Origin of the sequence: Rickettsia philipii str. 364D (assembly GCF_000283995.1) — a bacterium.
GTDB lineage: Bacteria > Pseudomonadota > Alphaproteobacteria > Rickettsiales > Rickettsiaceae > Rickettsia > Rickettsia rickettsii.
In genome coordinates, this window is sequence record NC_016930.1 from 650529 (window position 1) to 662930 (window position 12402).

A 12402-nucleotide genomic window follows, 5' to 3' on the forward strand; every position below is an offset into this window, starting at 1 on the left:
GCAAGATAGGTTAGACCAAATAATGACGATTAACCCCAGTAATATAGAAAATTCTTCCTCTAAAATCAATAGCTATTTTTCTAAACTTACCGATTATATCTGGCCTATAAAACGCCATGAAGTTTCTAAATTTTTATTCATCACTTTATTAATGTTCTGTATTTTATTTATCCAAAATCTAATCAGAGCTTTAAAAGATAGTATTGTTACTACTATGATCGGTGCCGAGATTATCTCGTTTTTGAAGTTTTGGGGAGTGATGCCGTCAGCTTTTTTAATAACTGCTATATATGTAAAGCTTGTTAATAAGATGAAAGCAGAAAATATATTTTATCTTATTATATCAATATTTTTAACATTCTTTGCTCTTTTTGCTTACGTTATTTTTCCAAATCATGAAATGCTGCATTTCAGTCCTGTAACCGTTCAAAATTTAACGGCAAGTTTACCTAATTTAAAATGGTTTATATTGCTTTTATCAAAATGGAGTTTTTCGTTATTTTATATAATAGCCGAATTATGGCCAAACGTAGTTTTCGCATTACTTTTTTGGCAGTTTGTTAATAATATTACTACAGTAGAAGAATCTAAAAGATTTTATCCGTTATTCGGTTTACTTAGTCAAACAGGTATTTATTTAGCAGGGCAGTTTTTAGAAAATCTAAGTAATATTAATGATTACGTAACTAATAAATTTGCATTGCAATCGTCTTTTCATACACTTTCTATACAAATTATACTAACTATAGTATTAATTTTAGGAATAATAGCTATTAAAACTTTTTGGTTGCTTAATCATAAAGTACTAGACAAAGAGCATATGGCGTTACTCAGGTTTAAAGCAAAGAAAAAATCTATGACTATTGCCGAAAGTTTTCAGATGCTTCTATCGTCAAGACATATTAGATTAATTGCAACTTTGCTTATCTGCTATGGCATTGCCATTAATTTAGTAGAAGGTCCTTGGAAAGCAGCAGCTACTAAAATTTATAAAACTCCAACCGAATATGCAGCTTTTATAGGAAGTTATTTGAGCTATACCGGAGTATTTACTATTTTATTTGTCGTACTTGGTTCAAATATAGTTAGAAGACTTGGCTGGTTTACGGCGGCTGTTATCACCCCTTTAATAGTTTTTATTACCGGTATATTATTTTTTGCCGTTAATAATTTTGAAAGATTTGCCGGCTTAATAATAGTAAATTTTATTCTAACCGATCCTGCTTTAATTGCTATAACAATAGGTGCTATTCAAAATGTGCTTAGTAAATCAAGCAAATATACCTTATTTGATTCAACAAAAGAAATGGCCTATGTTCCTTTAGATCCGGAAATAAAAATAAAAGGCAAAGCTGCTGCCGACGTGATAGGTACAAAACTCGGTAAATCTGGTAGTGCATTTTTACAATCATTGGTATTTATAATATTACCTTCCGCTAGTTATCAATCTATTTCCATCTGTTTAATGATTATATTTATAATTACTTGCTTAACCTGGCTTTGGGCAACTAAAGCACTCAATAAAGAATATAAAAATTCTATTAAATTTTCTCAATAATATTAGTTTTGTCTTGATATTACTAAAATCTCTATATACTATCTTTGACAGTATAACTCAAACTGTGAAAAAAGGATATGTTATGTCATTCCCGCAGAGGCGGGAATCCAGAAAAAAACGAAATAAATCGAGCTTTTAATTTAAAAATCTAGTGTGCTTAGACTTTTTAGTGACTGGATACCCGCCTACGCGGGAATGACATAAGAGGGTAAAGATCAATATAACAATCGGTTTGACTACGCATCACTTACAGTTTATGCTAATTAATTTTTGGTTAAATGAGAGGTTTTATGAGTAAAGACGGTAACCTAGATACAAGTGAATTTGATCCTTTAGCAAATAAGGAATATACAGAAGAACAAAAGCAAACATTAGAACAAGAGCAAAAAGAATTTTTATCTCAAACTACAACCCCAGAACTAGAAGCTGACGATGGTTTTATCGTTACTTCTGAATCTTCTGCTCAATCTACCCCTTCAATGAGTGCTTTATCGGGCAATATCTCTCCTGACAGTCAGACATCAGACCCAATAACCAAGGCTGTAAGAGAAACAATTATACAACCGCAAAAAGATAATTTAATAGAACAAATATTAAAAGACCTGGCAGCCCTTACAGACCGTGATTTAGCTGAACAAAAAAGAAAAGAAATAGAAGAAGAAAAAGAAAAAGATAAAACACTAAGTACTTTTTTCGGTAATCCGGCTAATAGAGAATTTATTGATAAGGCTTTAGAAAAGCCTGAGCTTAAAAAGAAATTAGAATCAATAGAAATAGCCGGCTATAAAAATGTGCATAATACATTTAGCGCCGCTAGTGGATACCCTGGTGGATTTAAACCGGTACAGTGGGAAAATCACGTAAGTGCAAGCGATCTTAGAGCAACAGTAGTTAAAAATGATGCAGGTGATGAACTCTGTACCTTAAATGAAACAACTGTTAAAACTAAGCCTTTTACTTTAGCTAAACAAGACGGTACTCAGGTTCAGATCAGCTCATATAGGGAAATAGATTTTCCTATAAAACTTGATAAAGCCGATGGGTCAATGCATTTATCGATGGTAGCATTAAAAGCTGATGGCACAAAGCCCTCCAAAGATAAAGCCGTATATTTCACTGCCCACTACGAAGAAGGACCAAACGGTAAACCTCAACTTAAAGAAATAAGCTCACCAAAACCTTTAAAATTTGCCGGAACCGGAGATGACGCAATAGCTTATATAGAGCATGGTGGAGAAATTTATACACTTGCGGTAACACGCGGTAAATATAAAGAAATGATGAAGGAGGTGGAACTGAACCAAGGGCAGAGCGTTGATTTATCGCAAGCTGAAGATATTATAATAGGACAAGGACAAAGTAAGGAACAACCGCTAATAACTCCACAGCAAACAACAAGTTCATCGGTTGAACCACCTCAGTATAAACAACAAGTACCGCCAATTACTCCTACTAACCAACCACTGCAACCTGAGACTTCACAAATGCCACAGTCGCAACACGTGAATCCAAATCTTCTTAATGCAGCTACGGCTTTATCAGGCAGCATGCAAGATTTATTAAATAATGTAAATGCAGGTTTAACAAAAGAAATTGATAGCAACAAACAAATTGATTTAATTAAAGAAGCAGCCACGGTAATTCTTAATAATGAGAAAAGTGATATTGCTGAAAAGCAGGCTAATATCATTGCTTTCGCTGAAAATACGGTCAATAATAAAAACCTCAAACCGGATGCAAAAGTAGCTGGAGTCAATGCAGTATTAGAAACCATAAAAAATGATCAGAATACCCCAGACCTAGAAAAATCAAAAATGCTTGAAGCTACAGTAGCTATCGTTTTAAATTCAGAGCATCTTGAGCCGAAGCAAAAACAGCAGGTGTTAGACAAGGCAGTAGATGTCGGTTTAAGTCTTCAAGATGATGCAAGTAGAGCTGCAGCAATTGACGGTATTAAGGATGTTGTAATAAAAAGTAACCTTTCTACTGCAATGCTTATAGCAGTAGGTGATAAGGTTAATGTCTCTGAATTAAGCAATGCGGAAAAACAAAAATTATTAGGTTCTGTATTAAAGAAAGGTGTAGAAGCCCAAGTTCTCAGTCCGGCACAACAACAATTGATGCAGCAGCATTTAGATAAGATTATGGCAGAACAAACTAAAAAAGATACAATAAAAAAAGTAAATGATATTTTGCTTGATCCTCTAAGTAATACTGAATTAAAAACAACAAACATACAAGCCATTATATCTAATGTTTTAGATGGTCCGGCTACAGCAGTAGTCAAAGGCGAAATAATTCAAGAAATTACTAACACAGTGGCAGGAAGCTCGCTTGAAGCTCAAGACAAAGCAACGATTGTTAAAGGGGTAGGCGAGACTATAGCTACTCATAGTGATACCTCTTTATCCTTACCTAATAAAGCACTTATTATGGCATCAGCGGAAAAAGGTATTGCAGAAAGTCAGACCAATTTACCTGATAGAGAGCTAATGACTAAAGGGTTAGTAGACGGTATTTATGAAGGCAAAGGAGGTCCTGAAATAACTAAGGCAGTTTCTAGCGGGATCGATAATAGTAATATTAATGACTCTGAGAAAGAGGCACTTAAAAAAGCTAAAGATGCAGCGAGTGAGACAGCTTTAGATAGAGACACTCAAAATTTAACTGAAGGGTTAAAAGGACAGAATATAGAAGAACACAAGCCTCACGATGATATATATAACAAAGCTCGAGAAGTAATTAACGCTGTTAATCCTGTTATAGAAGCATTAGAAAAATCTAAAGAACCGGTAGTGTCGGCAGAAGCAAGAATTGTACAAGAAACTTCTAGTATATTAAATAATATCTCTAAACTTGCAGTTGAGAAAGTCAATAATTTTCGTGCTATGCTTTCTCCCAATGGTAACCTTAAAACTCTTGAAGAAAAAAAAGAGGAATCAATAAAAAAAGTAGATGAGCTGGTAAAGGCATTTGGTACTAAATCTTCTACTGCAGAACAGCAAAGTTTCATTAAAACTAATTTAATTGATGATAAAACTTTATCTAAAGAGGTACGTTTACAAACTATAGATAAGTTATTACAAGAACAAAAACGAGCAGAAGCAATTGAAAACCCTAGTGTTAAAACGGAAGATGTAAGGGTAGTATCAGGAAAGTCTCAATTAAAACCTATAAGTAAAGATAATCCAGATATTGAAAAAGCTAAAATGGTAGTAGGAAGAGATAGAGTTAATATCAAAGGGAATATAAAAATTATGGGAGCATTAATGAATGCAAGAGATATCATTCAGTCGGAAAATTTGAATAAATCAACACCTATTAAAAGAGAGTCTTCCCCTCCACAACGCTGATCAAGATTTGTATTCTGTATATTATTAAGGCAAGCAATGTTATTCCCGCTTCTGCTAGGATGACATAAATTATATCACAACGTAATAAGGATGGCAGCTTGCCGTTATGCATTAGTTTTTAGTTTTTCTTTCCAGCTAAACATTTTACTAAATTATTAACGGCTTGTTGTACTTCTGTGCTATTAATTTTCATAAAATTTCTTGAAACTTCAATACACATACGTTGATGTTGAGTATGTACGGGCTGCGGTTTATTAGCTTCTTCTAAACCTTCAAAGAAATAATCAATATTCCTATCTAAAGCTTCTGCAATTAGTACTAGCCTTCCTACAGAAATTCTATTAATTGCTTTTTCATATTTTTGTAATTGTTGATGCGTAACATCAATTACTTCAGCCAGTTGTTGACGAGACAACCCCTTAGCGAGTCTTAAAGAATAAATTTTCTTGCCGATAAAACTATCGATTTTTTGTATAATATCGTTTTTTCTACCCATTATCCTCTCCTTGGTTACTAATTATATCTATATTTAAAAATTTTCTTTGAACAAAAATGATATTATCCTATATTATTATAAAACATGTGGTTATTAATAATTTAATACCGTTAAACTTATCCAAGTGTAAGTAGAAATGATACCATAAATTAATATTATAAGCAACTATAAAATAACATTTTTTAAGTTTTTTGTAATCATTTGGTAAATAATTATTAATAGAATAAAATTATTTCTTATCAAATAAAAATATCATCAGAACTTTAAAATTATTTGTAAAATATGAATACCTTATGTTTTAAAAACTTATTTACTGAAGCATAAATTAACAATTTATAAAAAATTTTTGGTGCATTATAGAAAAATATAAAATTAATGCAAGGAAAAAATTTCATTTCTATATTAATATTTCAAATCAAGAATAAAGTATAGTTTCATTTTAATTATAAATTAATTATTTACAGCGAACTTATTTAAGATTAAATATAAAATTAATAATAACAACTTAGCTTTTATAATGAGAAAAATTTGTAATTGTCTTTACGTAGCCTTATTTAGAACAATAGAAGATGATGGCGTTGAACATTCGGGATATATGTCATTCATGATACTTTTATCTATTTTCCCTTTCCTAGTATTCTTATTAGCTTTAACAAGCTTTTTAGGAGCTTCAGAACTTGGTCAAAATTTTATACAAATTTTTCTAGAGAGTCTTCCAGAACAAGCAATGGAATCAATAGAAAAAAGAATACGCGAATTACTAAGTGCTCCTCCTCAAAGTTTAATGAATCTTGCCATAGTAGGCAGTATTTGGACTGCTTCTTCTTTTGTAGAATGTTTAAGGACTATTTTAAATCGTGTATATCAAATAAAATCTCCACCCCCTTATATAAGAAGAAGATTACTTAGTATTATACAGTTTCTTATAATTAGTGCCTTGATTACCTTTACTATGTTTCTTTTAGTGGTGATTCCAATATTATTTACAAAAATTCCGATAATATTAGAGACCATTGAAAAATATAAGATCATTTTAAATTTTATAAGATATTTTTTAATTTTAATTTTATTATTTTTAGGTGCCTCATCTTTGTATTATATATTACCTAATGTAAAACTAAATTTTATTGATGTATTTCCAGGGGCTTTATTAACTGTGATATTATGGATAATAAGCGGCTATTTGCTTTCAACTTATATAGTCTACTATAATCAATTAAATCTAATGTATGGTTCACTTGGTAGTATAATAGTTACATTAATATTCTTTTATATTATAAATATGATATTTATCTATGGTGCGGAATTTAATTATCTAATGAAAAATTATGAAAATATAGAGTGAAGTGCAGCTTAAAGCACTTCATCAGAAAAATAAAATACTGAATTGAAACAATTTCGGCAGTTTTATATTTAATATTTTATATCAACCTTTATTTTAGTTGTAAAAAACAATTATTGTTTAGTTTTTAGGTTTTGTAAACAAAATACAAATTATTTAAAAAAATCCGGTTTAAATAACATAAAGCTCGCCTGAGATGATGTCGGTAATGGAGTTAAATTATATTGTGGATCGAAAGCATTTCCGTAAATTTTTTCTATTGTTTGGAGCGAACTTGGAGATTTCAAAGCCAACAATATTGACTTTAAAATAGTAAAAATTGCTATATATGGATCGGTTTCGGGGGAAGATAAGCGATGTTCTAAACGTTTGGGAAAAGCATTTGGAGTTCGTACGGCTACGCTTCTATTATTTCCACCGTACGATATATGCGTAGGAGCCATAAATTTTTTATTTATCCGTGAATAATCTAGAGTAGTAGGCATAAAAGCGAGTAGGGTGTCTAACATATAGTGACATAGCCCTTGTGCTGCTAAAATTATATAATAATCATTGAACTCGGAATGAAAATTAATATGAAAATGCATACTATTACCATAATCATCCAAAAACGGCTTAGGCGAAAAATCTATATAACCGTTTAACTGCTGTGCCATTTTTTTTAAAATAGTTTTAACCTCTAATATATTTTTTATATATTGTATTAAGTTTACAGAAGGGGGGAGATCTATTTCAAATTGGTTATTGCCTTTTTCTTTTTTTATTTTAGCAATTTTAAATCTAGCTAAGTATTTTCTTGAAAGTATTTCAAATTTAGCTATATCAATATTGTGGCTTAAATAAAACTCTATTTCTACGCCAATAATAGGGATTAGGTTATAGTCTTGATGAAATTGTGCTATTATTTTTTCTAGCTGTTTATTTTTTTGTAAACGACCGGATAAAGTATTAATAAAACTATTATAATTAATATGGGATATTTTCATGGAAGGATTAATAAACGGATCAGTTTATTATAAAATTTTTGATAAAACATTCAATAATTCTAGTCATAGATATATAAAAAAAAATAACTCTATAAATGAAACAGAAATAGTTGAAAACAAAAAATCTATTACTACTTATTTTAAAGCACAAGATATTTTAATTTTAAACCAAGTACATGGCAATCAAATTGTTAATGCTGACGAGTCCATAATTGCCGTACCTGAAGCAGATGGCAGCATTACAACTAAGAAAAATTTAGTATTAGCGGTACAATCAGCAGATTGTGTACCGGTATTACTTGCAAGCGGCGACGGTAAAATAATCGGAGCGGCACATGCAGGTTGGAAAGGAAGTATAAATAATATTATTAGTAATATAGTTACTAAAATAACAGAAAAAGGAGCAAAGAATTTAATAGCAGTGATAGGTCCTGCTATAGCTCAAAGTTCATATGAAGTTGATGATGAATATTATAAAGCTTTCTTAAGTAAGGATATTAACAATAAACAGTTTTTTATAAACTCTATAAAAGAAAATCATTATATGTTTGATTTACCGGCTTTTGTAGAGTTAAAACTTAAAGAAGCAGGCGTCAAAGATATAAAAAATATTGCTGAAGATACTTACACAAATCCGTTAAAATATCCAAGTAAAAGACGCTCATATCATTTGCAAGAACCTTATAATCAGAATATATTATCAGCTATCGTAATGAAATAATGGCATTGCTAAATAAATATTGATGGTTTGAAAAAGCTACACCATTGCAAGGAGGCGTTGTTGCATGGACACTGAGTCATCATTGTGAGCAGCCGTAGGCTGCGTGGCAATCTAGAAAATAATTAAAAAATTCTGTAAATTAGAATTTTTTACTGGATTGCTTAGTCAATTACTTTGTAATTTCCTTGTAATGACGGGAAAACCGGTCTACGCAACAATGCTCGCTCGCAATAACGATATCTATCTTTATTTAGCAATGCAAAAATCACTCTTCATTTATCGGAGTATATTAATGAATCAAGATAAACCTTACTATCAAATAGTTTATGCACCAAACGATATTTTTAAAAAACAAGCAGAATATATAGACATTGTTGATGATAATATTCGTACTATTGTCGATACAATGCTTCAGAATTTACATATAGAAAGGGCAGTGGGCTTGGGTGCTAATATGGTAGGAATATTAAAGCGTATAGCGGTAGTTGACCTACATGAAAATAATAAATCATCGCCTATAGTTTTTATTAATCCGGACATAACTTATTTTTCAGAAGAAACACAAACTTTTATTGAGGATTCTTTATCGTTTCCAGGCATTGAAGCATCTATTACACGATCAAAAGCAATCAAGGTAAAATATCTTGATTATAACGGTAATAAGCAAGAACTAGCAGCAGAAGGCTTTTTAGCAACTGTAATTCAGCATGAAATAGATTATTTAAACGGCAAATCTTAGATTATTCATCAAAACTTAAGCGTGATACACTACTTAAAAAGATGCTAAAGCATATAAAACTCTATCCTCCACATATTCACGGTAGCGGTTGTAGGCATTAGACATTGTCTCAAACTGCGCTTCTAGAGGTAATTTATACATCAAGCCTAGACTCGTATCCTCACATACTACATGAGGGTAAGAAGTAAAAAATGGTCTCTTTTGTTTTAGATTCTTCAATTGCTTTATCATGGCTTATGCCTGATGAAGTAGCAAGCTTGGATATACTAGATAAAACCATAACAGAAGGAGCAATTGTCCCTGCTATTTGGGGGCTTGAGATTGGAAATGTATTATTATGTGCAGAGCGTGCAAAACGTCTTACTGCAAATCAACGTCACCAAGCAATTTATACTTTAAAGGATCTTTACATCAAAATTGATCAAATAACATTGGAACATATATGGTTTGAGACAATGGATTTAGCCGTACAATATGGATTAACACTTTATGATGCTAGCTATTTAGAGCTAGTATTACGCTGTGGGTTACCAATAGCAACACTTGATAAATCCTTAAAACAAGCAAGTAAAGCCGCTGGGGTCGTAGTATTATGATCACATCTTCACAAGTCGTAGCCAAGCTGCCCAGTCACGTTTGCCTAAATCTTCTTCAAACGATAATAAGTCTTTTACCGTCTGCTTACATATTTCTACGGAAGGGATTATAAGCTCTTGTTCTTTTGTAGAATTTAGTAGGCATTGCGTTTTACAAGCTTGTTCTAAATGGTAAGTATAAAACATAGCTTCATGAATAGTTTTTCCGCAGGTAATAGCACCGTGATTACGAAGTAACATAACATAATTCTGTTTAAGGTCAGTAACAAGTCTACTACTCTGTTTGTCGGCATCTAGTACTAGAGAATTATAATTATGATATGATATTCTGTCGTAAAAATGTAATGCCCATTGACTGATCGGTAAAAGCCCGCATTTTAAAGCAGAAACGGCAATAGCTGCAGGAGTATGATAATGAAAAATAGCAGAAATATCAGGGCGTGTTTTATAAATACTACCATGAATAAAGTAACCGGTTTTATTATATTGATATTCTTCTCCTTCTAAAATTTGTCCGTCTAAACTAACTTTTAAAAGATTCTCTGTAGTTACTTCTTCAAATCTTAGTCCAAAAGGATAAATATAGTAAAAAACGGCATTTTTAGGTCTTGCGGATAGATGCGTATAAGTATGATCATCCAGTGATAAATACGCCATTATTCGGTAAGCGGCAGCTAAATTATATTTTATATCCATAATTGTTAAAATCTATATTGGTTTTATGTTATTCTCGCGTGATGTTGTTGCGTGAATCAGCTGTCCAATCTGAGCTACGGAAATTGCATAGCAATTGATGAAGCAATCTCAGAAGTCTGTTATTATTTTATGAGATTGCCACGCAAGTACTACAACTGCTGGCAATGATTGGGTAATATCTACACAACAAGGCCACACAGGAATGACATAGGAGCTGTGCAACAAATCCTCAACTCTATTTAAAAGGAGCGTATACCGCTTCTTCCTTTGTTTCTATAATCGCTTCTTTAGGAGCTTTTATGCATTCTTGTAAGGATTTCTTACCTAAATACGGTACTAGATTATAATTTAATATATAACATTGTAAATTATCTTTCTTACCGCTAAAGTTAAATTCAATTTTATTGCCTTGCTCCAATAGCTTTTTCACTTCTATTGTTTGCTGGATAAAATTCTTTTGTTCTAAGTTTAAGTGTTTGATTCTTAGTATATTTTTTACTACGGAAAACGTAGAAACAGCAAGAAGCAGAAAGAATATAAATAACTCTTTATTACTTTGCTTGTGTAAGAAAATACTATTTTTAACATACGAAGCTGCAATCATTCCGATAGCTATAACATAACAGCCAAGATATCTAAGTAACGATGCCCCTCTAATTGCCTCTTCATAACTAAAGTTAAAGAAATATAAATATAACCGCCACAAAGCAAAAATTATAAAACACGCAAACGTACTTATCAGGAAAAATTTATATTCTTTCAGCAAATCCGGTTTATATTTATGAATTCCGTACCATGCAGCTATACAAATAGTATATACAACTAAACTTCCTTCTTTTAATAAGAATAACAAGAGAAATTTACCGTAATTTAGTAATAATGATCTATGCTGTTCATTAAAATTTTCAGCAATATATACTAAATTGCTAAAACTATGTTCGCATCTGTCAAAAAAATCATGGGTGTTTTTAAAATAACTCATCCAAATAAAATTACACAAAATAGGTAAAGTAAGTAAAATCAGATACGTAATATAATCACTTGATTTCTTAGGCTTTTTATAAAAAATTGTATAATGAGCTATAAGAATTATCGAAGCAAAACTAGCAAGCCATGTTCCAATTTCTCGGAAAGAGGCAAGTAATATCGTAATAGGTAAAATAAGCAATAATGCTTTTTTCTTGTCTTCCGCAAGGATATAAATTGCAAAAATAGCTCCGAACATTAAGCCAATAGTACTATCGTTATATATTGAACGAATTCCGGTCGTATATAATACTACGCCGCAAAGTAAAAGTGAAAACAACATTCCGGTTTGCCACAATTTCTTATTTGCAGCTAAAGGAGCTAGAAATGCTAAATGTAATAAGAAATGAGCAAATAATACGTTACCGTCCGAATAACCTGAAAGTAGCAGCATAAAATAATGATAAACGGCAGCTCCTCTTGGATAATGGGCATGAGTAGTAATAATGGAAGTTAACGAAGACTGATTTTCAAAAACACCGAAATATAATAATTCTTTAGTAAATATTCCCCAATGTGAGAAATCATCATAAGAATGCAGCGATGCATCTCTGGTATAAAGAAAAAACAAAAGAATCAATAAAGTAAATACAATGATTTCAATTATATTTTTTCTAGATTCCTGCTTCCACAGAAATGACATGAAGGAGGTATTATTGCGTAGATCAAGAAATGCGTGCGGTGTCATACCGTGGCTTGACCACGGTATCCAAAAATATAACTTAAAAATACTAAACATTTTTAACTGGATCCCGCGATCAAGTCGCGGGATGACAGGAGCGGAGCCACCCCCCACAACAACGCCTATAAAATGCAGGAATGACATGAAAGCTAAAAATATACCGATGAAATAATATATATATGTTGTAGCCGGTAATAGCTTTAACAT

10 protein-coding genes and 1 pseudogene are annotated in these 12402 nt (G+C 31.6%); 6 read left to right on the top strand and 5 right to left on the bottom strand.

Annotated features, from left to right (window positions below; genetic code table 11):
* The first annotated feature begins 22 nt into the window (after positions 1–22).
* The gene (tlc4, locus tag RSA_RS03380; RefSeq protein ID WP_014362945.1) at positions 23–1558 is read left to right on the top strand and encodes an NTP/NDP exchange transporter Tlc4; all 1536 of its coding nucleotides are present in this window, start codon (positions 23–25) and stop codon (positions 1556–1558) included.
* A gap of 290 nt (positions 1559–1848) precedes the next feature.
* Complete coding sequence (locus RSA_RS03385) at positions 1849–4911, top strand: Sca4 family spreading effector (RefSeq protein ID WP_014364737.1); 3063 nt, start codon at positions 1849–1851, stop codon at positions 4909–4911.
* A gap of 118 nt (positions 4912–5029) precedes the next feature.
* On the opposite strand, the gene RSA_RS03390 is transcribed toward RSA_RS03385, so the two are convergent.
* The gene (locus RSA_RS03390; protein WP_014364738.1) at positions 5030–5407 is read right to left on the bottom strand and encodes a helix-turn-helix domain-containing protein; all 378 of its coding nucleotides are present in this window, start codon (positions 5405–5407) and stop codon (positions 5030–5032) included.
* Positions 5408–5924: 517 nt separating this feature from the next.
* On the opposite strand from RSA_RS03390, the gene RSA_RS03395 reads away from it, so the two are divergent.
* Positions 5925–6752, top strand: a complete 828-nt coding sequence (locus tag RSA_RS03395; RefSeq protein ID WP_012150857.1) for a YihY/virulence factor BrkB family protein — start codon at positions 5925–5927, stop codon at positions 6750–6752.
* Between the two features lie 149 nt (positions 6753–6901).
* Here the strand turns inward: RSA_RS03395 and RSA_RS03400 are convergent, their stop codons facing one another.
* The gene (locus RSA_RS03400; RefSeq protein WP_012150858.1) at positions 6902–7735 is read right to left on the bottom strand and encodes a glutamine synthetase family protein; all 834 of its coding nucleotides are present in this window, start codon (positions 7733–7735) and stop codon (positions 6902–6904) included.
* Here RSA_RS03400 and pgeF point away from each other — a divergent pair.
* Both pgeF and def read left to right on the top strand, forming a co-directional pair.
* Positions 7734–8456, top strand: a complete 723-nt coding sequence (gene pgeF, locus RSA_RS03405) for a peptidoglycan editing factor PgeF (protein WP_012150859.1) — start codon at positions 7734–7736, stop codon at positions 8454–8456. The genes RSA_RS03400 and pgeF overlap by 2 nt on opposite strands.
* 292 nt (positions 8457–8748) lie before the next feature.
* Positions 8749–9296, top strand: a pseudogene (gene def, locus RSA_RS03410) (peptide deformylase).
* Here def and RSA_RS10260 read toward each other — a convergent pair.
* Positions 9229–9414: a hypothetical protein gene (locus RSA_RS10260; protein ID WP_014364740.1), complete on the bottom strand. Its 186-nt coding sequence runs from the start codon at positions 9412–9414 to the stop codon at positions 9229–9231. The pseudogene def and the gene RSA_RS10260 overlap by 68 nt on opposite strands.
* Here RSA_RS10260 and RSA_RS03415 point away from each other — a divergent pair.
* Positions 9387–9791, top strand: a complete 405-nt coding sequence (locus tag RSA_RS03415; RefSeq protein ID WP_004995653.1) for a type II toxin-antitoxin system VapC family toxin — start codon at positions 9387–9389, stop codon at positions 9789–9791. The genes RSA_RS10260 and RSA_RS03415 overlap by 28 nt on opposite strands.
* Here the strand turns inward: RSA_RS03415 and RSA_RS03420 are convergent, their stop codons facing one another.
* A complete protein-coding gene (locus tag RSA_RS03420; protein ID WP_010977301.1) occupies positions 9792–10487 on the bottom strand; it encodes a class II aldolase/adducin family protein in 696 nt (231 codons plus the stop codon).
* 235 nt (positions 10488–10722) lie between these two features.
* Positions 10723–12402: a hypothetical protein gene (locus RSA_RS03425; RefSeq protein WP_331270647.1), complete on the bottom strand. Its 1680-nt coding sequence runs from the start codon at positions 12400–12402 to the stop codon at positions 10723–10725.

What these genes read in the sequence shown, in the direction of transcription:
- tlc4 (WP_014362945.1), top strand. Translation starts at nt 23, where the DNA reads ATGACGATTAACCCCAGTAATATAGAAAATTCTTCCTCTAAAATCAAT.
- RSA_RS03415 (WP_004995653.1), top strand. Translation starts at nt 9,387, where the DNA reads ATGGTCTCTTTTGTTTTAGATTCTTCAATTGCTTTATCATGGCTTATG.
- RSA_RS03420 (WP_010977301.1), bottom strand. Translation starts at nt 10,487, where the DNA reads ATGGATATAAAATATAATTTAGCTGCCGCTTACCGAATAATGGCGTAT.
- RSA_RS03425 (WP_331270647.1), bottom strand. Translation starts at nt 12,402, where the DNA reads ATGTTAAAGCTATTACCGGCTACAACATATATATATTATTTCATCGGT.
- RSA_RS03390 (WP_014364738.1), bottom strand. Translation starts at nt 5,407, where the DNA reads ATGGGTAGAAAAAACGATATTATACAAAAAATCGATAGTTTTATCGGC.
- pgeF (WP_012150859.1), top strand. Translation starts at nt 7,734, where the DNA reads ATGGAAGGATTAATAAACGGATCAGTTTATTATAAAATTTTTGATAAA.
- RSA_RS03385 (WP_014364737.1), top strand. Translation starts at nt 1,849, where the DNA reads ATGAGTAAAGACGGTAACCTAGATACAAGTGAATTTGATCCTTTAGCA.
- RSA_RS03400 (WP_012150858.1), bottom strand. Translation starts at nt 7,735, where the DNA reads ATGAAAATATCCCATATTAATTATAATAGTTTTATTAATACTTTATCC.
- RSA_RS03395 (WP_012150857.1), top strand. Translation starts at nt 5,925, where the DNA reads ATGAGAAAAATTTGTAATTGTCTTTACGTAGCCTTATTTAGAACAATA.